Origin of the sequence: Tenggerimyces flavus, assembly GCF_016907715.1 — a bacterium.
GTDB classification, from domain to species: domain Bacteria; phylum Actinomycetota; class Actinomycetes; order Propionibacteriales; family Actinopolymorphaceae; genus Tenggerimyces; species Tenggerimyces flavus.
Window position 1 is genome coordinate 1351802 of the sequence record NZ_JAFBCM010000001.1, and the last position, 21241, is coordinate 1373042.

Annotated in this window: 19 protein-coding genes, 1 tRNA gene and 1 pseudogene; 8 read left to right on the plus strand and 13 right to left on the minus strand. The window is 68.4% G+C overall.

Going from position 1 to position 21241, the window contains the following annotated elements:
* Positions 1-34: 34 nt before the first annotated feature.
* Positions 35-2386 (plus strand): Tex family protein, encoded by a 2352-nt coding sequence (locus JOD67_RS06330; protein ID WP_205116178.1) that lies wholly within the window; start codon positions 35-37, stop codon positions 2384-2386.
* On the opposite strand, the gene JOD67_RS06335 is transcribed toward JOD67_RS06330, so the two are convergent.
* On the minus strand, positions 2383-3294 hold the full coding sequence (locus tag JOD67_RS06335) for a threonine ammonia-lyase (RefSeq protein ID WP_205116180.1): 912 nt from the start codon (positions 3292-3294) through the stop codon (positions 2383-2385). The two genes, JOD67_RS06330 and JOD67_RS06335, sit on opposite strands and share 4 nt — an antisense overlap.
* A 68-nt stretch (positions 3295-3362) precedes the next feature.
* Here JOD67_RS06335 and JOD67_RS41735 point away from each other — a divergent pair, with 68 nt between their 5' ends.
* Positions 3363-3917: an Lrp/AsnC family transcriptional regulator gene (locus JOD67_RS41735; RefSeq protein WP_205116181.1), complete on the plus strand. Its 555-nt coding sequence runs from the start codon at positions 3363-3365 to the stop codon at positions 3915-3917.
* A 456-nt stretch (positions 3918-4373) separates the two neighbouring features.
* On the opposite strand, the gene JOD67_RS06345 is transcribed toward JOD67_RS41735, so the two are convergent.
* Together JOD67_RS06345 and JOD67_RS06350 are read right to left on the minus strand one after the other, a co-directional pair.
* Positions 4374-6275, minus strand: coding sequence for an ABC transporter ATP-binding protein (locus tag JOD67_RS06345; protein ID WP_205122887.1), 1902 nt, complete (start codon positions 6273-6275; stop codon positions 4374-4376).
* Positions 6276-6439: 164 nt separating this feature from the next.
* On the minus strand, positions 6440-8173 hold the full coding sequence (locus JOD67_RS06350; RefSeq protein ID WP_205116182.1) for an ABC transporter ATP-binding protein: 1734 nt from the start codon (positions 8171-8173) through the stop codon (positions 6440-6442).
* A 151-nt stretch (positions 8174-8324) separates the two neighbouring features.
* Here JOD67_RS06350 and JOD67_RS06355 point away from each other — a divergent pair, with 151 nt between their 5' ends.
* Entirely contained in the window at positions 8325-9065 is a 741-nt protein-coding gene (locus JOD67_RS06355; RefSeq protein ID WP_205116183.1) for a helix-turn-helix transcriptional regulator, read from the plus strand.
* Positions 9066-9154: 89 nt separating this feature from the next.
* Positions 9155-9919, plus strand: coding sequence for a phytanoyl-CoA dioxygenase family protein (locus JOD67_RS06360; protein ID WP_205116184.1), 765 nt, complete (start codon positions 9155-9157; stop codon positions 9917-9919).
* A gap of 39 nt (positions 9920-9958) precedes the next feature.
* Here the strand turns inward: JOD67_RS06360 and JOD67_RS06365 are convergent, their stop codons facing one another.
* On the minus strand, positions 9959-11791 hold the full coding sequence (locus JOD67_RS06365; RefSeq protein WP_205116185.1) for an alpha-galactosidase D: 1833 nt from the start codon (positions 11789-11791) through the stop codon (positions 9959-9961).
* 132 nt (positions 11792-11923) lie between these two features.
* On the opposite strand from JOD67_RS06365, the gene JOD67_RS06370 reads away from it, so the two are divergent.
* Together JOD67_RS06370 and JOD67_RS06375 are read left to right on the plus strand one after the other, a co-directional pair.
* The gene (locus JOD67_RS06370) at positions 11924-12565 is read left to right on the plus strand and encodes a DUF4352 domain-containing protein (RefSeq protein ID WP_205116186.1); all 642 of its coding nucleotides are present in this window, start codon (positions 11924-11926) and stop codon (positions 12563-12565) included.
* A gap of 22 nt (positions 12566-12587) precedes the next feature.
* Positions 12588-13523 (plus strand): DUF2332 domain-containing protein, encoded by a 936-nt coding sequence (locus tag JOD67_RS06375; protein WP_205116187.1) that lies wholly within the window; start codon positions 12588-12590, stop codon positions 13521-13523.
* Here the strand turns inward: JOD67_RS06375 and JOD67_RS06380 are convergent.
* The 3 genes and pseudogenes from JOD67_RS06380 to JOD67_RS06390 all read right to left on the minus strand — a co-directional run.
* A pseudogene (locus JOD67_RS06380) lies at positions 13520-13996 on the minus strand (DUF2199 domain-containing protein); the annotation flags it as partial. The gene JOD67_RS06375 and the pseudogene JOD67_RS06380 overlap by 4 nt on opposite strands.
* Positions 13997-14606: 610 nt before the next feature.
* Positions 14607-14933, minus strand: a complete 327-nt coding sequence (locus JOD67_RS06385) for a carboxymuconolactone decarboxylase family protein (RefSeq protein WP_205116189.1) — start codon at positions 14931-14933, stop codon at positions 14607-14609.
* A complete protein-coding gene (locus JOD67_RS06390; RefSeq protein ID WP_239553744.1) occupies positions 14930-15808 on the minus strand; it encodes a helix-turn-helix transcriptional regulator in 879 nt (292 codons plus the stop codon). Before JOD67_RS06390 ends, JOD67_RS06385 begins: the two co-directional genes overlap by 4 nt.
* Positions 15809-15908: 100 nt before the next feature.
* Here JOD67_RS06390 and JOD67_RS06395 point away from each other — a divergent pair, with 100 nt between their 5' ends.
* Together JOD67_RS06395 and JOD67_RS06400 are read left to right on the plus strand one after the other, a co-directional pair.
* Positions 15909-16751 carry an aldo/keto reductase gene (locus JOD67_RS06395; protein WP_205116191.1) on the plus strand — a complete coding sequence of 281 codons (843 nt, stop codon included), beginning with the start codon at positions 15909-15911 and terminating at the stop codon, positions 16749-16751.
* A 24-nt stretch (positions 16752-16775) separates the two neighbouring features.
* Positions 16776-17756, plus strand: a complete 981-nt coding sequence (locus tag JOD67_RS06400; RefSeq protein ID WP_205116192.1) for an aldo/keto reductase — start codon at positions 16776-16778, stop codon at positions 17754-17756.
* On the opposite strand, the gene JOD67_RS06405 is transcribed toward JOD67_RS06400, so the two are convergent.
* The 6 genes from JOD67_RS06405 to JOD67_RS06430 form a co-directional block, all read right to left on the minus strand.
* A complete protein-coding gene (locus JOD67_RS06405) occupies positions 17746-18255 on the minus strand; it encodes a pyridoxamine 5'-phosphate oxidase family protein (RefSeq protein ID WP_239553745.1) in 510 nt (169 codons plus the stop codon). The genes JOD67_RS06400 and JOD67_RS06405 overlap by 11 nt on opposite strands.
* A gap of 72 nt (positions 18256-18327) precedes the next feature.
* Entirely contained in the window at positions 18328-18666 is a 339-nt protein-coding gene (locus tag JOD67_RS06410) for an ArsR/SmtB family transcription factor (protein WP_205116194.1), read from the minus strand.
* Positions 18663-19112 (minus strand): SRPBCC domain-containing protein, encoded by a 450-nt coding sequence (locus tag JOD67_RS06415; protein WP_205116196.1) that lies wholly within the window; start codon positions 19110-19112, stop codon positions 18663-18665. Before JOD67_RS06415 ends, JOD67_RS06410 begins: the two co-directional genes overlap by 4 nt.
* Before the next feature lie 128 nt (positions 19113-19240).
* The gene (locus tag JOD67_RS06420) at positions 19241-20446 is read right to left on the minus strand and encodes an MFS transporter (RefSeq protein ID WP_205116198.1); all 1206 of its coding nucleotides are present in this window, start codon (positions 20444-20446) and stop codon (positions 19241-19243) included.
* 151 nt (positions 20447-20597) lie between these two features.
* Positions 20598-20688, minus strand: a tRNA-Ser gene (locus JOD67_RS06425).
* A 35-nt stretch (positions 20689-20723) separates the two neighbouring features.
* Positions 20724-21194 (minus strand): hypothetical protein, encoded by a 471-nt coding sequence (locus tag JOD67_RS06430; RefSeq protein WP_205116200.1) that lies wholly within the window; start codon positions 21192-21194, stop codon positions 20724-20726.
* Positions 21195-21241: the final 47 nt, after the last annotated feature.

Here is a 21241-nt window from a genome sequence, read left to right on the forward strand (position 1 = left end):
AGGGGTTGGGCCTTGCGCCAGGGGTACTGACACAATGCCTCCGGTGAGTACCGCGGAGACCATCAACAAGCGCATTGCGGACGAGCTCGGTGTACGCGAGGGGCAGGTGACCTCGGCCATCGACCTGCTCGACGGCGGAGCGACCGTCCCGTTCATCGCGCGCTACCGCAAGGAAGTCACCGGCACGCTCGACGACGCGCAGCTGCGGACGTTGGAGGAACGGCTGCGCTACCTGCGCGAGCTCGAGGAACGCCGCGCCGCGATCCTCGACTCGATCCGCGAACAGGGCAAGCTGACCGACGAGCTCGAGGCCTCGATCGACGCGGCCGACTCGAAGGCGCGGCTGGAGGACATTTACCTTCCGTACAAGCCGAAACGCCGCACCAAGGCGCAGATCGCCCGCGAGGCCGGGCTGCAGCCGCTCGCCGACCTGCTGCTCCAAGATCCGACCCGCGCCCCGCAGGTGGAGGCCGCGGCGTTCGTCGACGCGGAGCGCGGCGTGGCCGACGCCGCGGCAGCCCTGGACGGTGCGCGCTCGATCCTCGTCGAGCAGTTCGGCGAATCGGCCGACCTGATCGGCGCGCTGCGTGAGCGGCTCTGGACGCACGGCGTGCTGGTCTCTCGCGTACGTACCGGCAAGGAGTCCGACGGCGCGAAGTTCTCCGACTACTTCGACTGGTCCGAGGGCTTCACGACGCTGCCGTCGCACCGGATCCTCGCGCTGTTCCGCGGCGAGAAGGAAGAGGTGCTCGAGCTCGCGTTCCGCCCTGACGCGGCCGACGAGGCCATGCAGGTCGGGCCGACCGAGTACGAGGCGATGATCGCGGAGCACTTCGGCGTCGCCGACCGCCGCCGCGCGGCCGACTCGTGGCTGCTGGAGACGGTGCGCTGGGCCTGGCGGACGCGGATGTTCGTACACCTCACCGTCGACGTACGGATGCGACTGCGCGAGGCCGCGGAGGAGGAGGCGGTACGTGTGTTCGCCGCCAACCTGCGCGACCTGCTGCTCGCCGCACCGGCCGGCGCGCGGGCGACGATGGGCCTCGACCCCGGCTTCCGCACCGGCGTGAAGGTCGCGGTCGTCGACGGCACCGGCAAGGTCGTGGACACGTCCACCATCTATCCGCACCAGCCGCACAACAAGTGGCAGGACTCCCTTGCCACGTTGGCACAACTGGCGAAGAAGCACTCCGTCGAGCTGGTGTCGATCGGCAACGGTACGGCGTCGCGCGAGACGGACAAGCTCGCCCTCGACCTGATCAAGCTGGTGCCGTCGCTGACGAAGATCGTCGTGTCGGAGGCCGGCGCGTCGGTCTACTCCGCCTCGGCGTACGCGTCCGCCGAGCTGCCCGGCATGGACGTCTCGCTGCGCGGCGCGGTCTCGATCGCGCGGCGACTGCAGGATCCCCTTGCTGAGTTGGTGAAAATCGACCCGAAGTCGATCGGCGTCGGCCAGTACCAGCACGACATCTCCCAGGTCGAGCTGTCCCGGTCGCTCGACGCGGTCGTCGAGGACGCCGTGAACGCGGTCGGCGTGGACGTCAACACGGCGTCGGCGCCGCTGCTCACCCGGGTGTCGGGCATCGGCGAGGGACTGGCGGCTTCGATCGTCGCGCACCGGGACGCGTCGGGTCCGTTCACGTCGCGGACGGCGCTGAAGAGCGTTCCGCGGTTGGGCCCGAAGGCGTTCGAGCAGTGCGCCGGCTTCCTGCGGATCCGCGGCGGCGACGACCCGTTGGACCAGTCGTCAGTGCACCCCGAGGCGTACCCGGTCGTCCGCCGCATGGTCTCGGCAACGGGCGGCAGCTCGCTGGGGACGCTGATCGGCAACACCGCCACGCTGCGGGCGATCAACCCGCGCGAGTTCGTCGACGACACGTTCGGTCTGCCGACCGTCACGGACATCCTTGCTGAGTTGGAGAAACCAGGCCGGGACCCGCGTCCGGCGTTCCAGACCGCGACGTTCGCCGAGGGCGTGGAGAAGGTCGCCGACCTGCGGCAGGGCATGGTGCTCGAGGGCGTGGTGACGAACGTCGCCGCGTTTGGCGCGTTTGTGGATGTCGGTGTCCACCAGGACGGGCTCGTGCACATCTCGGCGATGTCGAAGACGTTCGTCAAGGACCCGCGCGACGTGGTGAAGCCGGGCGACATCGTGCGCGTGAAGGTGCTCGAGGTGGACGAGAAGCGCCAGCGGATCGGGCTCACCTTGCGGCTGGACGACGAGGTGGGTGGCGACCGTACGGAGCCCAAGCCGCGCGAACGCTCCGGCGGCGGAAAGCCCGATCGCGGCGGCAACAAGGGCCAGCGTCCGCAACGTCCACAGCGCAAGGAACCCGAGCCCACCGGCGCCATGGCCGAAGCCCTCCGCCGCGCCGGCCTGCGCTAACGGGGATTCGCTCCGGTCAGGATGGTCGCGATCCGGTCGCCGGTGACGCGGCCGTGGGCGATCGCGGCCAGACTCGCGGCGCCGGCGGGTTCGAGCCGGATGCCCACGTGCTGGGCGGCGAGCTCCATGGCGGCGGCGATCTCTTCCGTCTTCACCAGCACGATGTCGTCGACCAGCGCGCGTACCCGTTCCAGCGACGCGGCGTGCGGAACGGGAACGCTGATGCCCTCGGCGAACGTGTCCGATGCGTCGACTCGGACCGGCTGACCCGCGCGGAAACTCTCGTACATCGCCGGCGCTGCCTCGGGGTTGACGCCGACGACCCGCGTGCCCGGTCGGTGCGCTCGGACCCAGCAGCCGATGCCCGAGATCAGGCTCCCGTCCCCGATCGGCACCACGACGGCATCCAACGGGCCGACCGAGTCGAGCTCGGCCGCCATCGTGCCAGCGCCCACGGCGATCGCCGGTGGCACGCCGTCCTCCAGGAGGAGCGTTCCGGGTGCGGACGCGGCGGCCCGAACCTCCTCCCGCGCCTCCCCGTAGTCCGCAGCCAACGTGATCGTCGCCCCGAACGCCTCCATCCGAGCCCGCTTGACCGGATTGATCGAGCTCGGCGCGAAGACCCGCACGGTCAACCCGCGGGCCTGTCCCACGTACGCGACGGCCTGGCCGAAGTTCCCGGACGACGCGCACACCACGGTGTCGATGTCGGTGTGCTCGCTGAGCGCGACGCTCACGCCGCGGCCCTTGAAGCTGCGGATCGGGTTGCACGTCTCGACCTTCAGCACGACGCGCCGCCCGATGGCAGCGTTGAGCATCGGGTCCTCGTACTGCGGCGTGTCGAGGAACACGGGGTCGATGACCTCTCGCGCGGCCGCGATCTGGGTGACGTCCAGGTCCAGGTTCATGGCTCGACGCTAGTCGGGGAGCCAGTCATCGCGATTGACGATTTTGCGCACCGGCGCAACAATCTTGCGTGGACGAGATCGACGTACTCCTCCTCGACCTGCTCCAGGAGCAGGCGGACCGGACCCTGCGCGACCTCGGCGACGAGGTCGGGCTCACGCCGAGCGCGGTCCAGCGCCGGATCGCCAAGTACAAGCAGCGTGGGCTCCTCCGGACCGTGAGCATCCTCGAGCCCGACCAGTCCCGCGAGATCGTCCGCTCGATCGTGCTCGTCACGCTGGTGGCCGAGTCGCGCGAGCACCACCGCGCGTTCAAGGCACGCGTCACGAAGCGTGGCGAGGTCCAGCAGTGCTACGCCGTCTCCGGCCGCTGGGACTACGTCGTCATGCTCGCGGCCCCTTCCGTCAACGCCTGCAAGGAAATCGGCGACGAGCTGTTCAAGGACGACGACAACATCCGCAGGTACGAGACGCTGATCGTCTTCGAGACCGCGAAGTTCACCACCCAGCCAGACCTCGCCAAAGGTGATCGAAGGGGGCTCATCCGCCAGGCGCCGTCAACGCCAGTGATCATGAACGTGATCATGAAGCCGAACTGGTCGTATACGACGGGTTTGCCTTCATGATCACGGGCGGGGGCTCGGATCTCTTGTGTCGAAGCTCTTCTGGGTTGGTGCTGTCTTGGTGTTCCTATGAGATCTGTCCGGGGGTTGGTGCTCTCGGGGTCTGTGGCGGCGGTCGATGGTGGTGGCCGGTCCGGGGCGCGTCAAGGGCGTCGTTTGGGCGGCGCTTCGCGCAGATTTGGCAAACGACGTCGCTTCGCGACCGCGGAGCGGCCCTTGACTCGCCCCGGACCGGCCACCTGTTTTTCACGCGCCGCCCCCGGCCCCCGGAACAGGTGTCCCGGGGGAGGTTCCTTGTTGCGTGGGTTTGTTGCCGTGCTTGCGTTGCTTGTGGGCCCTCTGCTTCTTGTGGTTTCGATGAAGCCGGGCCTTCCGTCCCCGCCGTTTGAATGAAGGGTCCCTTCATTCAATAGGTTCGAATGAAGGGACCCTTCATCAAGTCCGGTCAGCAGCGCCGCGTCAGTCGACCTCGGCGACCGCCTGGGCGAATTGGGCCGCGTACAGCCGTGCGTACGCGCCGTCGGAGGCCAACAGGGCGTCGTGCGTGCCCTGCTCCACGATCCGGCCGCTCTCCATCACCAGGATCAGGTCGGCGTCGCGGATCGTCGACAGGCGGTGCGCGATCACGAACGAGGTCCGCCCGGTTCGCAGCGAGTTCATCGCCCGCTGGATCAGCAGCTCGGTACGGGTGTCGACCGAGCTCGTCGCCTCGTCCAGGATGAGGATCGCCGGCTCGGCGAGGAACGCGCGTGCGATCGTGATCAGCTGCTTCTCGCCCGCGCTGACGTTCGATCCCTCCTCGTCGATCTTGGTGTCGTACCCGTCCGGCAGCGTCCGCACGAAGTGGTCCACGTGCGTGGCCTGCGCGGCCTCGGTGATCCGTTCCATCGAGACGTCGGTCTCGGCGCCGTACGCGATGTTGTCCGCGATCGACCCACCGAACAGCCAGGTGTCCTGCAACACCATGCCGGTCTGGTCGCGCAGCTCTTCCCGCGTCATCTTCGACACGTCGACGCCGTCCAGCGTGATGCGACCGGAGTCGATCTCGTAGAACCGCATCAGCAGGTTGACCAGCGTCGTCTTGCCCGCCCCGGTCGGACCGACGATCGCCACCGTTTGCCCGGGCTCGACCACCAGCGAGAGGTTCTCGATCAGTGGCTTGTCCTCGAGGTAGCGGAACGAGACGTTCTGGAACTCCACCCGTCCGCGAACGACCGACGGCCGCTCCGGCTTCGAAGGCTCCGGCGACTGCTCCTCGGCGTCCAGCAGCGCGAAGATCCGCTCCGCCGAAGCGACACCCGACTGCAGCAGGTTGGCCATCGACGCCACCTGCGTCAGCGGCTGGCTGAACTGCCGCGAGTACTGGATGAACGCCTGTACGTCACCCAACGTCAGCGCACCCGACGCCACCCGCAGCGCACCGACGACCGCCACGAGCACGTAGTTGATGTTGCCGATGAAGAACATCGCCGGTTGGATGCACCCGGAGATGAACTGCGCCCGGTACGAAGCGTTGAACAACGTGTCGTTGTGCTCCGCGAACGTCTTCTCCGCGTGCTCCTGCTGGCCGAACACCTTCACCAGCTGGTGTCCGGTGTACATCTCCTCGATGTGCGCGTTCAGCTGCCCGGTCGTCGCCCACTGCTTGACGAACTGGGGCTGCGCCCGCTTGCCGATGATCGCCACGATCACGACCGACAGCGGAACGGTGACCAGAGCAATCAACGCCAGCAACGGCGAGATCAGGAACATCATGGTCAGTACGCCGACGATCGTGAGCAGCGACGTCACCATCTGGCTCAACGTCTGCTGCAACGTCTGCGCCAGGTTGTCCATGTCGTTGGTGACCCGGCTCAGCACCTCGCCCTTCGGCTGCTGGTCGAAGTACTTCAACGGCAGCCGCGACAGCTTGTGCTCCGCCGCCTCGCGCATCCGGAAGACCGCTCGCTGCACGATCGTCGTCGTCAGCCAACCCTGGAACAGCATCAGCAACGACGCGCCGACGTAGATCACCAGGACGAACGTCAGGATCCGGGCGACCTGGTCGAAGTCGATGCCCTGACCTGGCGTGAGATCGACCGAGTTGAACAGGTCGGCGAGAGTGTCCTCGCCGCGCGCCCGAAGCCCCGCGACCGCCTCTTCCTTCGTCACACCAGGAGGAATCTGCTTGCCGAGAATGCCGTTGAAGATCAGGTCGGTGGCGTGCCCGAGCACCTTCGGCCCGATCACCGACAGCGCGACGCTGCCCGCGGTGAGCAGCAGCGTCACGATGATCAGCATGCGCTCCGGTGCGAGAGACTTGAGCAACCGCAGGCTGGAGCCCTTGAAATCAAGGGACTTCTCCATCGACGGGCCACCCATGAACGCCGCCGGGCCACCGCGCGGTCCTCCGCCGGCTGCCGGCCCGGGCCCGCGCTGCGGGGTCGCCCGCTCGCCGGCCGCGGTCGTGGCGGGAGCCTCGCCGCTCCCGTCGGGAGCGTGGCCGTTCTTGCTTTGTCCGTTGGGCGTCTGCCCCTCCTGCGTACTCACGCCGCCTCCTGCTCGGTGAGCTGAGACAGCACGATCTCGCGGTACGTCTCGTCCGATTCCATCAACTCGCGGTGTGTCCCGGTCGCCACGACCCGTCCCTCATCCAGAACGACGATCCGGTCGGCGTGCCGGATCGTGCTCACGCGCTGCGCGACGATCACGACCGTCGCGTCCGCGATCTCCCGGGTGAGAGCTGCCCGAAGCGCCGCGTCCGTCGCGTAGTCCAGCGCGGAGAACGAGTCGTCGAACAGGTAGATCTCCGGTCGCCGTACCAGCGCCCGCGCGATCGCGAGGCGCTGCCGCTGGCCACCGGACACGTTCGTGCCGCCCTGCGCGATCGGCGCCTCGAGCTGGCCCTCCATGCGCTCGACGAAGTCGCGCGCCTGCGCGATGTCGAGCGCGTTCCAGAGTTCCTCCTCGGTCGCGTCCTCGTTTCCGTAACGCAGGTTGGACGCCACCGTTCCGGAGAACAGGTACGGGCGCTGCGGAACCAGACCCACGGCCTGGTTCAGCATGTCCGGGTCGAGCTCGCGGACGTCGACGCCGTCGACGAGAACGGTGCCGCCGGTCGCGTCGAACAGCCGTGGGATCAGGTTGATCAACGTGGTCTTGCCGCTGCCCGTACTCCCGATCACCGCGGTGATCTCGCCCGGTCTCGCGACCAGGTTGATGCCGCAGAGCACCGGCTCCTCCGCGCCGGGATAACCGAAGTCGACTTCCCGTAGCTCGAGGTGCCCGTGCACGCCGCCCGCGCTGACCGGCGTGGTCGGCGGCACGACGCTCGAGTCGGTGTCGAGCACCTCGGCGATGCGTTCGGCGCTGACCTCGGCACGCGGGACCATGACGAACATGAACGTCGCCATCATCACGGCCATCAGGATCTGCATCAGGTAGGAGAGGAACGCCGTCAGCGCGCCGATCTGCATCGCGCCGCTGTCGATCCGCTGGGCACCGAACCACATCACCGCGACGCTGGACACGTTCATCACCAGCATCACGATCGGGAACATCGCCGACATCAGCCGGCCGACCTTCAGCGAGACGTCGAGGAGGTCGGTGCTGACCTCGCCGAACCGCTCCTGCTCCCGCTCGTCCCGGACGAACGCGCGGATCACGCGAACGCCGGTGATCTGCTCGCGCAGCACGCGGTTGATCTGGTCGATGCGGTCCTGCATGCTCCGGAACAGCGGGCGCATGCGCGTGATCAGCAGCCCGACCGCGATGCCCAGGACGGGCACGACGACGAGCAGGATCGAGGAGAGGGGAACGTCCTGCTGCAGTGCCAGGATGATGCCGCCCACGCCCATGATCGGCGCCGACACCATCAGCGTGAACGCCATCAGCGTGAGCATCTGGACCTGCTGCACGTCGTTCGTGGTCCGCGTGATCAACGACGGCGCGCCGAAGCGGCCGACCTCGCGGGTGGAGAACTCCTGTACGCGGGCGAACACCGCGCCGCGGAGGTCGCGGCCCACACCCATCGCGGTCCGGGCACCGAAGTAGACCGCGCCGACGAGGCAGACGATCTGCACCAGCGAGATGGCGAGCATGACGCCGCCGATCCGCATGATGTACGGGACGTCGCCGGTGACGACGCCCCTGTCGATGATGTCGGCGTTGAGGGTGGGCAGGTAGAGCGTGGCCAGGGTCTGGATCAGCTGCAGCACCACGATGATCGTGAGGGCGCGGCCGTACGGGCGCAGGGAGTCGCGCAACAATCGGAACAACACGGGGTCAGTATGTCGAGTTCGACAGGTCGATGCCCATGACATATCGCATGAGTCGACCTCGTCCTCAGGGAGGATTGCCCGTGGGCGTGGGGAGTTCGACTTGTCGCCTTTGCCAATCCTTTAATGTCGATTGCCCGGAAAGGCAGCGGTCATGACTACTCCGACGTTCGTCGCGGTCGGCGCCTACAGCGCGCCGCGGGGACGGCACGCCGCGCCGCACCGGTACGCGGCGTGGAAGGTCACGCTCTACCGGTCGGGTCACATCGACGCGCTGATCGACGGGGCGCCGTACCAGGTCGGGCCGGGCACGATCCTCACCATCCCGCCGCACCTCGACCACGCCGAGGTCGCGCACACCGCCTACTCCAACTACTACCTGCTGCTCGACGCCCAGCCGGACCTGCCCTGGCCGCGGATCGCCGCCGACTCCGGCAACGAGCGGCTCGGCAGCGCGCTCGCGGCGCTGGTGAACGAGAGCTCGACCCTCGACGAGCACTCCCCAACCATGGTCGACTCGCTCGTGAACGTCGTCGACGTCACGCTCCGTCGCCTCGCCGCCGGTCGTACGCCGTCGCGTGCCCGGACGATCGTGAACGCGGTCGAGCAGCTGCTCGAGGAGCGGTACGGCTCGCGCTGCCTGGTGGCTGACCTGGCTCGGGAGGTCGGCGTCTCGACCTCGACGCTGCGGGCGATGTACGGCACCGAGCTCGGCCGGTCGCCGCAGGCACGGCTGCGCGAGATCCGGCTCCATCACGCGGTCGAGCTGCTGCAGACCTCCAACCTGACGCTCGCGGCCGTCGCCACGCGCTGTGGCTACCACTCGGCGAGCCACCTGACCCGGCACCTCAAGCAGGCGCTGGGTCGTACGCCTGGCGCGGTCCGCGAGTCCTAGCTTGGCCGCCTCTCTCGGCGATCCGTGCAACGGTCCCGGCGGCCGCTCGCTTGTCGTCCGGGCGCGGGTCCCGGTGCAATGACAACGTGATGTCGACACAGACCTTGACCGTTCTGGAAGCGCTGGGCGCCACCCCAGCGAAGGCCCTCACGCCCGAGCAGCTGGCGAAGCTCGACGCCGACGGCTATCTGTCCCTGGGCCGCCTGCTCGACGACGAGGCGCTGGCCGTCCTTCGTACGCGGACCGACGAGCTCCAGCACCTGGAGGGTGGGGCCGCCGGCATCGAGGCCGGGCAGCAGGTGGGCGCGACGATGGTGGCGGACCTGTTCAACAAGGGCGCGATGTTCCTGCCGCTGTTCACCCAACCGCAGGTGCTGGCCGCCGCGGCCCACGTCGTCGGCGAGCTGCGGGTGAACTCGTTGAACATGCGGTCCGCCCTTCCTGGACAGGGAAATCAGGCGCTCCACCCGGACTGGGCCAGCGCCGTGAAGGACGGCGACTTCCACATCTGCAACTCGATGTGGATGCTCGACGACTTCACCGCGGCGAACGGGGCGACGCGGGTCGTTCCGGGGTCGCATCGCTGGGAACGCATGCCGAGCGACGACCTGGACGACCTGTTGGCGCCGCACCCGGACCAGGTCCTGGTGGAGGCGCCCGCGGGAACGGTGGTGATCTTCAACAGTCACCTCTGGCATGGCGGCACGCTGAACACCACCGACCAGCCGCGCCGTGGCCTGACGCTCTCCTACGTCCGGCGCGACGAGCCGCAGCAGACCAACCAGTTGGAGCACATCCGCAAGCTCGTCTGGGACCGGCTGAGCCCCGAAGAGCGTTACCTGCTTGACGTGTGAGCGAGGCCTGCGGCCCCCCGGACTGCAGGCCTCCGTGCCCTACCTGGCCTGGACCGTGACCCGGTCGATGTCCGGGCCGTAGCCGCCCAGGTTCGCGAACGTGATCGTGTTCGCGCCCTTCTTCAGAGCGAGCCGGTACGTCGTGGCGTGGACCCGATCCCAGAGGTCGTCGCCGCCACCGCCGAGCGTCACCTTCTGGACGGCTCCGCCGTTGACACCGATGCCGATCTGGCGGCCGTCGGAGCCGTCGGTGTAGGAGACGGTCACGTCGTACGTTCCGGCCTTGGCGACGTGGATTCCCTGCAGGACAACGGATGCGCCCTCGCCGAGGTCACCGACCTTCAGCCCGCCGGCGCAGCCTTCGCAGCCGTTGACCTTGGCGGAGCCAGTCAGCGTGTTGCCTGCCGCCTCGGCTTCGTACGACGTCGCGGCGCGCGTCGGCTTGACGTTCAGCAGGCGAGTGCCGTGCGCGGGGAGCTTGGCGAACCAGCTGTCGTCGTGCGTGCCGAGGTTCTTGCCCGACCAGATGTCGCGGACCTGCGCGCTGCCGGTGAAGCCGAGCGTGGACCAGTTCGCCTCGACGATCGCGGGGTGCTTGTCGAGGTTGAACAGTGCGACCGTGTAGCTGCCGTCGGCGTTCTGGACCCGCCAGACCTGCTGCGGGACCTTCGGCGTGACCGGGCTCGCGGCTCTGCCGGCTTCGTTGATCGCGAGAACTTCCTTGTTGGTCAGGAGTTCCCAGCCCAGCTTGTCGATCCTGGTGAGGTCGTCGCCGGCGTACAGCGGTGCGGCGCTGATCGACCAGAGCGTCATGTACGCGCGGCGCTCGTCCGTGGTGAGGCCGTCCATCGCGCCGACGGCGACGTTGATCGTGTCGAGGTTGTTCCAGCCGCCCCTGCCGGAGTGCTGGACCCAGGAGGGTACGTCGTAGAAGCGGTTGCTGACGCTGCCGTGCCAGGTGACGAGCGTGTCGCAGTAGCACTCGACGTCGGTGTCCAGGCGCCAGCTGTCGGAGAACTGTTGCCAGGTGTCGATGGCGGAACGTTCGAGCGACCAGGAGACCTGGAAGTGCATCGTGCGTCCGGTCTTGGCGATGGCCTTGTGCCAGGCCTCGACATCGGCGCGGTTGTCGTAGTTGGGGCCTTGTTTGAACGAGCCGGGGCCGACGCCGTCGAGCTTGAGGAAGTCGTAGCCCCAGTCGGCGATGATCTGTGCCTGGGAGTCGATGTAGGCCTGGGCGCAGGGCTTACTGAAGTCGATCTTGTAGGCGCTGTCCCAGCCGTTGGTGCTGCGCTTGTCGTCGTAGACGATGTCGTAGAGGGAGCAGTCCGGGGCGTTGGCGATGGGGAGGTCGCCCTTCTCGTACGCACCCTTGTCGAGGCCGACGGGGAGGTAGATGCCGGCCTTGAGGCCGAGCTTGTGGAGCTCGTCGGCGACGTACTTCATGCCGCGTGGGAAGCGCTCCTTGTCCGGGGTGGCGCGGCCGTTGGCGTCGAACTGGCCGTGCCAGTCCCAGGTGGCGGACCAGCCGGAGTCGATGTTGATGTACTCGTAGCCGAACTTCTTGAGGTGCTTGGACATGACGCGGGCCTGGGCGAGCAGGTTCGCCTCGTGCAGCCAGCTCGCGCTGCCGCGGGGGTTGAGGCCGGGATAGTTGCTGGACTGCATGCTCCAGCTGCTCCAGCCTCGGTACGGCGGCGGCTCTTCGGTCGCTGGTTGTGCGGTGACGACGTTCGCTTCGCTGTTGGTCTCCTGCTGCGTCTGCTTCGGGGCCGGCCCGTGGGGACCGTCCGATCCCTGCGCGACGCCTAAGCCGCCGACAACGAGTGCCGCGACGGCGGACAACGTTCCGAGATGCCTCAGATTCCGCATGCTGAGTCTCCTAGCGGGGCGACGGAGCCTCCACCAGACCTGATTTTCTTTCCTTCGTCAAGGTTTTCGTGATGGCCGATACTGGCTTTGCTTCACACCGTGAAGAAAGGCGCTCCGGCAGGATGGGCGCCCATGACCTCCCAGAGGGGCCGAGTGATCGTGCTCGCCGTCATCGCCGTCGGCCTGATCGTTGCTGTCGTGGTCGCTGTGCTGAACAGCCGTGACGCGCCGCCGACCGCGGGCCCTTCGCCCTCGCCCTCGCTGTCGCTCTCGCCGGCGCCCACCCCGCCGCCGACCTCGGCTGCGCCTTCGCCTGCTGAACCGACGCCGACCCCCAACAGGACCACGCCCGCCGCCGAGCCGCCGCCGAGCCCGCGCCCCGTACCGGCCCGCACCGTACGGACGGAGGAACCAGCGCGCGACGGCGCGCTGACATTCACCGTGACCGGCGTGGAGGAGGGCGGCACCACGTTCGGCAAGCGAAAGGCGAAGGGACGCTACGTGCTCGTGCGCCTCGTGGTGACGAACGGAGGCAGCGAGGCGGTCCAGTTCGCCGACACCAACCAGCGCGGCTACGACGCGTCGGGAACCGCGTACACGCCCGACACCGAAGCCGCCATCGCCCGGGCCGGCGACGGCGCGTACCTTACCGACCTCAACCCCGGCACCAAGATCGACGGCATCCTCGTCTTCGACGTCCCCCAGGGAGTCGACCTCACCGACCTCGAGCTCCACGACCGCCCCGGCTCCCCCGGCATCGCGGTCCACCTCTGATGGCCGGGCTAAGGTCGGCGGGGTGACGACTGCGGAGCTGTACGCCACGTTCGCCGCTCAGGAGGCGCGCGGCGTCTCGCCCACGTACGAACGGCTGTCTCTCGCCGTCGCTCAATCCGACGAGCTGCTCGCCCTGCTCGAGACGCTCCCCGAGGGCAAGCGGCAGCCGAATCTGCTGTACGGCGTCGTCCGGTTCCTCCGTGGCCCGGTCGACGAACCAGATGCCTTCGTCGACTACGCGGTCACGCACTGGCCGACGGTCTCCGGCGAGATGCGCGTACGGGCGACGCAGACGAACGAGGCCGGCCGCTGCACCGCGCTGCTGCCGGTCCTCGCCAAATTGCCGCAGCCGCTCGCGCTGCTCGAGGTCGGCGCGAGTGCCGGCCTCTGCCTGTACCCGGACCAGTACGGCTACCGCTACGGCGACCACGTCGTCGGCACGGGGACGCCGGTCCTCGAGTGCGACGCCTCGGGGCTCGTTCCGCCGACCACACTGCCCAAGGTCGTCTGGCGCGGCGGCCTCGACCTCAACCCGCTCGACGTGACCTCGGCCGACGACGTCGCCTGGCTCGAGGCGCTCATCTGGCCCGAGCACACCCACCGCCGCGCCCGCTTCGTTGCCGCCGCCAAGGTCGCGGCAGCCGATCCGCCCAGGCTGGTCCGCGGCGACCTGGTCGACGACCTGCCCGCCCTCGCCGCCGAGGCCCCGTCCGACGCGACGCTGGTGGTGTTCCACACCTCGGTGCTGTATCAGGTCCCGCCGGACCGCCGCCGCGCGTTCGCCGACGTCGTACGCGACCTCGACTGCCACTGGATCGCGAACGAGGCCGCCGACGTCCTCCCGTACGACAACCTCCCCGACCCGCCGAACGAGGCGCTCCACAACCTGCTCGCCCTCGACGGCACCCCACTCGCCTGGGGCCGCTCGCACGGCCAGTCGCTCGTCTGGTTCGGCTAGCCGTCCGGGTGCAGCAGCCGCTCGGCGAATTCCTGGACCCGCGCGACCGTGATCCCCTCGCGCTGCTCGACGGACAGGGGGTGGTCAGTGGGTTGGAGCTCAACCGTGGGGCGGCTTCCGACCGGCTGGGTGTGCACGTTCGTCGCCAGGTTGAGCGTGGTGGGCTCGTAGAACGGGAGGGTCGTGGACAGCCAGCCGAAGTAGGGCGGCTCGTTCACGCGCTCGGGGTCATGCCACAGGTCCGCTGCCCGGTGGAAGTTGGCCTGGCTGAGCGAAACCCAGACACCCCAGTCGAACGGCTGGTCGGCGTCGCGAACGTTCAGAACGAGGCGACCGCGAACGAAGAAGTGCTCGCCACCGATCACACACTGCTCCGCCCCGAGAACGCTGTCCGTACTGCCTTCGAGGCGCTCCTCCCAGTAGTCCGGCGCCGGCGCGCCATAGCTGAACGGCAGGCCATCGTGCCGCTCGCCGCAGCAGGAGCAGAGGAAACCCCAAGTCGCCGACCACGCCTGGAAGCGTAGCCAACGCCTAGCGCCGCACGCCGCAGACGTTAGTCGGCCTCACAAGCCGGCGCAGGCCTGCGTCTCTGTGTCGTCGGCGGCGCACAGGGTCAGGCCGTAGTCGAGCTTCACCTCGCCCCGGTCATCGCCGGAGGTGTAGCGCAGGATCAGGCTCTGGAAGGACGCGGTCTCGTCGGATTGCCGTTCGACCTGGAAGGCGAACTCGGTCAGCCGCTCCCCCGCCCTTGAGGGCGTGGTTGGGCCGGGTGGCGAACTCGGAGATCTCGAGCCGCCCGACGGAGCCTTCGGCGAGAACTTCGGTGATCTCGATCGACCCGTCGGCCGAGATGCACTGCATGTAGTCGCCGAACGAGTACGGCAGGCCCTTGGTGCTGGGGATGGCGGAGTCGGCCCTGTTGTCGGGGTTGGGTACGACGAGTTCCACCGAAGGGCCGCCGCAGCCGATCGCAGCGAGGGCCAAGGCCACACACGCGGCGGCCACCCTGACAAGACCGGTACTCGCAGCTGTCATCGTTCCCCCCGTTTCAGCTAGGCGGAGGGCACCGCGACCGACCGACAGTCAGCGGGAATCGGCGGCGAAGACTTCCTTGGCGACGAGCATCGCGGACATGGCGCGGGGCCAGCCGGCGTAGAAGGCGAGGTGGATGATCGCCTCTTTGAGCTCGGTCTCGGTGAGTCCGTTCCGCTTGCCGAGGACGAGGTGGCTGCGCAGCTGTTCGGTACTCCCGTTGGTGACGAGGGCCGCGCATGTGACGAGGCTGCGGTCGCGGGGGCTGAGCTCGGAGCGGGCCCAGACGTCACCGAACAGCACGTCGTCGGTCAGCTCGGCCAGCTTCGGGGCGAAGTCGCCGACCAGCCGCTGCGCAGGGGTCTGTTCCGGAGTCATGACGAGACGTCCTCGGTAGCGAGCTGGTCCTGGGACGCAGCCCAGGAGGCGAGCAGCTTCAGGGCGTCGGCGGCGGGGCTGCCGGCCGGCGCTGTGTAGACGTTCAGCTGGAGGCCGGGCGCCGACGGGAGCTCCATCGCCTCGAAGTCGAGGGACAGCTCCCCGACCACCGGATGGCGCAGCCGCTTGTGCCCGCTGCGGTGGAAACGTACGTCCTGCGATGCCCACCGTTCGCGGAACAAGGTGCTCTGTGTCGACAGCTCGCCGACCAGCTCGATGAGCGCCTTGTCGTGCGGGTTGCGCCCGGCCTCGAGACGCAGCATCGCGGCGGCGTCCTTCGCGACCTTGTCGTAGTCCACGAAGAACTCCGGCGCGGCCGGATCGAGGTAGATGAAGCGCGTGGTGTTGGCAGGGCGCCGCGGGTCGGCGAGGACAGGTGCGTAGAGCGCCCGGGCGAGCGGGTTCATCGCGAGGATGTCGTGCCGGCCGTTGCGGATCCAGGCGGGTGCGTCGCCGATCGCGTCGACCACCTGCTGGAGCGCCGGGCGGACAGTCGCCGTGGCCGTACGGCGCCGGCTTGGGCCGCCGGACTGTCGCGCCAGGGCGAACAGGTGGTCGCGCTCGGCCTCGTCCAGCTGCAGCGCGGACGCCAGCGCATCGAGCACGCTGTCGGAGGCGCCGGCGAGGCTGCCGCGTTCCATCCGTACGTAGTAGTCGACCGACACCCCGGCGAGCAGGGCGACCTCCTCGCGCCGCAGCCCCTGGACGCGGCGGTTCCCGCCGTACGCGGGGAGGCCCGCCTGATCAGGGGTGATGCGGGCACGCCGCGAGCTGAGGAACTCGCGAATCTCCGCGCGCAGGTCGATGGTGGCCATGCCCCCACGGTAGGCGGACGGGCGCGGACGTGAGGGGCCCTGGCAGTACCTGGAACGAGCGTGACTCCCCGGGCGGCCGGATCCGCGGTGCACTGGTCGCATGAACCTGACGCTCAACAACGGTGTGCGGATGCCGATCCTCGGCTTCGGCGTCTTCCAGGTGCCCGACGAGCAGACCGAGCAGGTCGTCACCGACGCGCTCGCCGCCGGCTACCGGTCGATCGACACCGCCGCCTCGTACGGCAACGAGGAAGCCGTCGGCCGCGCGATCGCCAGCAGCGGCATCCCGCGCGACGAGCTGTTCGTCACCACCAAGCTGTGGATCCAGCACACCGGCGTGGACACCGCCAAGCGCGAGTTCGACAAGTCACTGCGGAACCTCGGCTTGGACTACCTCGATCTGTACCTCATCCACCAGCCGCTCGGCGACTATTACAGCTCCTGGCACGCGATGCAGGAGCTGTACGGCGAGGGCTTGATCAGGGCGATCGGAGTGTCCAACTTCCATCCCGACCGGCTCGTCGACCTCATCACGCACAACGACGTCGTGCCGGCGGTCAACCAGGTCGAGACGCACCCGTTCTTCCAGCGTGCCGCTGACCAGCAGCTCATGCGCGAGCACGGCGTGCAGATCGAATCGTGGGGACCGTTCGCCGAGGGTCGGAACGACCTGTTCACCAACCCCACGCTGACGGAGATCGGGAAGGCCCACGGCAAGTCCGTCGCCCAGGTCGTCCTGCGCTGGCTGATCCAGCGCGACGTCGCGGTCATCCCGAAGTCCGTCCGACCCGACCGGATGGCCGAGAACCTCGACGTCTTCGACTTCGACCTCACCGCCGACGAGCTTGCCCGGATCGCCGCCCTCGACACCGGCTCGAGCCTGTTCTTCGACCACCGCGACCCCGCCATGGTCACCTGGCTCGGCGGCCGTCGCGTGGACTGACTCAACCTCGCAAGGAGAAACGCAGTGGACACTCGCACTCTCGGCGGACTGAACGTTTCCGCGCTCGGCTTCGGCTGCATGGGACTCAGCCACGGGTACGGCGCCGCGGTGGATGACCGGGACGGTGTCGCGCTCATTCGCGCTGCCGTCGACCGCGGCGTCACGTTCTTCGACACCGCGCAGGTCTACGGGCCGTTCACCAACGAGCAGCTCGTCGGACGAGCGCTGGCGCCGGTCCGCGACCAGGTCGTCATCGCGACCAAGTTCGGCTTCGGGTACGACGGTGCCCGCTCCACTGGCTTGAACAGCAAGCCGGAGCACCTCAGGGCCACCGTCGAGGACTCCCTTCGCAGGCTCGGCGTGGAGCGCATCGACCTGCTCTACCAACACCGCGTCGACCCCGACGTGCCGATCGAAGAGGTCGCTGGTGCGGTGAAGGAACTGATCGCCGACGGGAAGGTCGGACACTTCGGGCTGTCCGAGGCCGGCGTCGACGTCATCCGCCGCGCCCACGCCGTCCAGCCGGTCGCCGCACTGCAGAGCGAGTACTCCCTGTGGTGGCGTGAGCCCGAAGCCCAGATCCTGCCCACGCTGATCGAGCTGGGCATCGGCTTCGTGCCGTTCAGCCCACTGGGCAAGGGATTCCTCACCGGCGCGATCAGCAGCACCACGACGTTCAGCGACAACGACGTACGCAACAACCTGCCGCGCTTCACCGAGCAGGCCCGCACCGACAACCAGGCCATCGTCGATCGACTGTCAGCCATCGCCGCCCGGACGAACGCGACCAACGCCCAGCTCGCCCTCGCCTGGCTGCTCGCCCAGCACCCGTCGATCGTGCCCATCCCCGGCACCACGAAGCTCCCCCGACTCGAGGAGAACCTCGCGGCCGCTGAGGTCCGCCTCGCCGCTGGGGAGCTCGCCGAGCTCACCCAAGCCTCCGACCAGGTCGACTACCAGGGCGACCGCTACCCCGAGCACATGCAACGGTGGATCAACCGCTGACCCCTTCACGGCGGGCGCGGGCGAGGTCCTCGACGGCCTTGGGGAGGGTGGTCTCGAAGTCGATCAGCCGAGCCCAGGTCAGCGTGATCGTGACCACCGCCATCTGGTCGAACAGCGCGCGCACGTTCTCCTCCCAGGGCTGGTGCTGATCCTCGGGCAGTCGCCGGGTCGAGGCCCGGACGTAGACGTCGGGCACCCCGTCGACGATCTCCACCTCGGCGGTGCCGCGGAGCAGCAGCGTCTTCGGCGGGTAGTCCTCGGTGTCGATGGTGATCGCGACCTGCGGGTTCGCGCGCAGCGCCTCGTTCTTGGCCGAGCCCATGACGGAGGCGAATGTGAGGTGGGTGCCGTCCCACTCGTACCCGACCGGTACGACCCGCGGCGCCCCGTCGAGTCCGGTGTACGCGATCCGCGCGGGGATCTGGGACTCCAGCAGTTGCTGGGCGTACGGCCTCGCCATGATCTCGGCGATCTTCTCGGCGCTCATCGTTGCGGACATGTCGATCTTCCTTTCGGACGCGTTTCGTCAACGCCGCAACGAAAGTGGCGGCGTTCGGTTGTCTTGTGGGGTCTAGGACTGCCGGTGGCGCTGGATCGCTTCGGCCATCCGCTTGATGCGGTGCAGGCGGTTGTTCCAGGTGGAGCCGACCGCCGACAGCTGCGCGACAGCGCGGGCGAGCTGCGTTTCGTCGACGTCGTAGCGGCGTTCGCGTCCGGACGGCGTGCCGTGCACGAGCCCGACCCGGTCGAGTACGCCGAGGTGCTTGGCGACCGCCTGTCTCGTGACGGGCAGCTTGTCGCTCAGCGTGGTCGCCGTACCGCCGCCATCGGCGAGCAGCAGGTCGAGCATCCGGCGCCGGGTCGGATCGCCGACCGCGGACCAGAGGTCGTCGTCGATGGCGTCGCTCATGGCGTGGCGGCCAGCTGGGTGAGGTACGCCCCGAGGCGGGGGAGGAAGCGGTCCCAGGCGCTTGCGTGGTCGGTGTACCTCTCCTTGAGCTCGGCCCCCTGCCAGCCCTTCTCGCGGTACCCGGTCTCGCTGAAGCGCAGCGTCGTGCCCGTGCCGGAGGGGACGAGGTCGAACGTCACCAACAGCGAGTTGTGCGCCGTCGCGACCTCGTTCTCGTCGTGCGTCCAGCGGAACGCGAACCGCCGCGGCGGATCGGCCTCGATCACGGTGACCGCCACGACCTTCGTGTCGCCGAACGAGACCGTCCCCGTGGCGCCGGGAACGGGCTCGAGGTCCGCCTCGTCCGGCCACCACTCCCGCAGATGCTCAGGCGTGCTGATGACCTCGTACACCACCTCGGGACTGGCCTCGACGTGAAGCTCCCGTTCGACGCTGCCGTACTCCATCGTTCGCTCCCGACCGCTCTCGCAACCTTTGGTTGCGGATAACTGTAGGGCGACTTTCGAGAATGCGCAACCATCGGTTGCTCGAAGTCTTGCAAGCACGTCAGCGGCGCCCAAGATCGTGCGCGAGGTCATGCAGCGGTCCGACGGCTGCTCGGTAGGTCGCGGAGGTGGTGCAGCGGCGAGGCCGCGATGAGGATCGCGAGGGGTAGGAGGGCGACCATGGTGATCCACATGGTGGATCTGACTCCGAGCCAGCTGGCGAGCGTCCCGCCGAGAATCCCGCCGAGAACACTGCCGGCGTACTGCAATGTCCGCGCGACCGATGCGACGCGTCCAAGGAGTTCGGCCGGGCAGATCGAAAGGAGAAAACTGAACGGGATGATGTTGGTCACGGTGAGGCCGGCCCCGAGCACGGCCGCTCCGACGATGTAAGCGGTCAGGCCCCAGCCCGGCTGGGTCAACGGGATGAGCAGCCCAAGGGGGAAGCTGATCGTCACCGCCAGACGCAGCGTGCGGGCGGGGCCCAGGCGCTGGCTGAGCCGTGGTGCGAGCAGCGCACCGAGGAACCCGCCCGCACCTCCGACGGCGAGGAGTCCACCGACAGCTCCGGGTGGGAGGCCCACTGTGCGGACGAGGAAGAGCACGAGCAGGGTCTGGTGTGCGGCCATGACCAGTGCGCCGAAGGCGAAGAAGGCGACGAATGCGGCGGCGAGGGGGTGCTGGGTGAGGAACCTGGCCCCCTCGCCGAGTTCCCGGAACAGATGGATCCTTCGCTGGCGCGGTGGGTTGGGCTCCTTGGCTCGGATCGCTGCGAGGCACGCCGCGGAGAGAAGGTAGCTGGCGGCATCTGCCACTAACGCGAGCGCTGCGCTCATCAGCTGAACGAGGAGCCCGCCTAGCCCTGGTCCTGCGATGCCGATCACGGTGTTGGTGGCCTCGAGTTTGCTGTTGCCGTCGACCAGCCGGTCCCGGTCGATCAGGAACGGCAGGTAGGCAGTCCAGCCGAGACCGAACAGCATCGTCAGAACGCCAGTCGCCGCCGCCACGACGTACAGCGTCCACAAGTGCAGAACGCCGAGAGCCGCAACGAGCGGAACGGCCGCCAAGATCAGTGCCCGACCCACGTCCGCGGCCACCAGCAAGGGCCGGCGTCGTATCCGGTCGACCAGCACACCGGCCGGCAGGCCCAGCGCCAGTTGCGGAAGCCACGTCATCGTCGTCAGCAACCCGATCTCCAACGGCGAAGCGTGCAGGTCATAGATCGCGATCATCGGCAGCGCGATACCGGTCACGGCAGTTCCCGCGAGACTCGCGGCGTTGGCCGCCCAGAGCATCCGGAAATCGCGACCCAGCCCGTCACTGCGATCACGGCGGCCAATAGGCATCTAGTGAGCCTCACGCACCACGCTTACGGCAGTCGATACCTGTCTGCTCACGGCAGAGCGAACTCGTCGCAAGCCCCAGTTGAGTGGGAGCCTCTGCTAGCGGAGGGCAAGGGATTCGAACCCTTGACCGAGAGAGGTCCCTCGGTAGTGGTTTTCAAGACCACCGCACTAGGCCACTATGCGAGCCCTCCTTGCACGGCTCAGTGTTCCAGATGCGGGCAAACGGTTAGTCGTCTATGTCGGTCTCGGTGGACGCCTGTGGGGTGTTGCCGGAGCAGCGAATGATGAGGCGGATCTTGGTGTCGTCGGCTTCGAAGCGGACGGACACGCGGGAGTCGGGGCCTCTCTCCACCTCGTCGGTCTCAAAGCCGGGATGGGGCGACCAGGACGTCAGGTACGCCTGGCCCGACGTGCACTGGGCGTAGGCTGTGCCGCCGGGTGAGGTGAAGGGCTTCGTGGGGGATGACGGGGTCTTGGCGGGCGTAGGTGTGGGAGTCGGCGAGAACGTGGCGGTCGGGGACGGGGAGGGCGACGTGGCGCCCAGGGCCCGGGACACTCCGTCGCTCGACAGCGGTTGGCTGGAGCCGGACGTCAGGCCCGAGCCCACCAACGTCACGGCCAGCACGCCCACCGTCACCGCTCCGGCGGCGACCGCGAGCCAGCCCAGCACGCCCAGCAGGATTCCGCGCTTCCACACGTTCACCAGCATGCCAACCCACCGGTTAACGCCGCGCTAAACCGCCG

Coding starts and splice junctions, on each gene's coding strand:
- JOD67_RS06330 (WP_205116178.1), top strand. CDS start 35: ATGCCTCCGGTGAGTACCGCGGAGACCATCAACAAGCGCATTGCGGAC.
- JOD67_RS06335 (WP_205116180.1), bottom strand. CDS start 3,294: ATGAACCTGGACCTGGACGTCACCCAGATCGCGGCCGCGCGAGAGGTC.
- JOD67_RS06345 (WP_205122887.1), bottom strand. CDS start 6,275: ATGGGTGGCCCGTCGATGGAGAAGTCCCTTGATTTCAAGGGCTCCAGC.
- JOD67_RS06355 (WP_205116183.1), top strand. CDS start 8,325: ATGACTACTCCGACGTTCGTCGCGGTCGGCGCCTACAGCGCGCCGCGG.
- JOD67_RS06360 (WP_205116184.1), top strand. CDS start 9,155: ATGTCGACACAGACCTTGACCGTTCTGGAAGCGCTGGGCGCCACCCCA.
- JOD67_RS06365 (WP_205116185.1), bottom strand. CDS start 11,791: ATGCGGAATCTGAGGCATCTCGGAACGTTGTCCGCCGTCGCGGCACTC.
- JOD67_RS06370 (WP_205116186.1), top strand. CDS start 11,924: ATGACCTCCCAGAGGGGCCGAGTGATCGTGCTCGCCGTCATCGCCGTC.
- JOD67_RS06385 (WP_205116189.1), bottom strand. CDS start 14,933: ATGACTCCGGAACAGACCCCTGCGCAGCGGCTGGTCGGCGACTTCGCC.
- JOD67_RS06390 (WP_239553744.1), bottom strand. CDS start 15,808: ATGGCCACCATCGACCTGCGCGCGGAGATTCGCGAGTTCCTCAGCTCG.
- JOD67_RS06395 (WP_205116191.1), top strand. CDS start 15,909: ATGAACCTGACGCTCAACAACGGTGTGCGGATGCCGATCCTCGGCTTC.
- JOD67_RS06405 (WP_239553745.1), bottom strand. CDS start 18,255: ATGTCCGCAACGATGAGCGCCGAGAAGATCGCCGAGATCATGGCGAGG.
- JOD67_RS06410 (WP_205116194.1), bottom strand. CDS start 18,666: ATGAGCGACGCCATCGACGACGACCTCTGGTCCGCGGTCGGCGATCCG.
- JOD67_RS06415 (WP_205116196.1), bottom strand. CDS start 19,112: ATGGAGTACGGCAGCGTCGAACGGGAGCTTCACGTCGAGGCCAGTCCC.
- JOD67_RS06420 (WP_205116198.1), bottom strand. CDS start 20,446: ATGCTCTGGGCGGCCAACGCCGCGAGTCTCGCGGGAACTGCCGTGACC.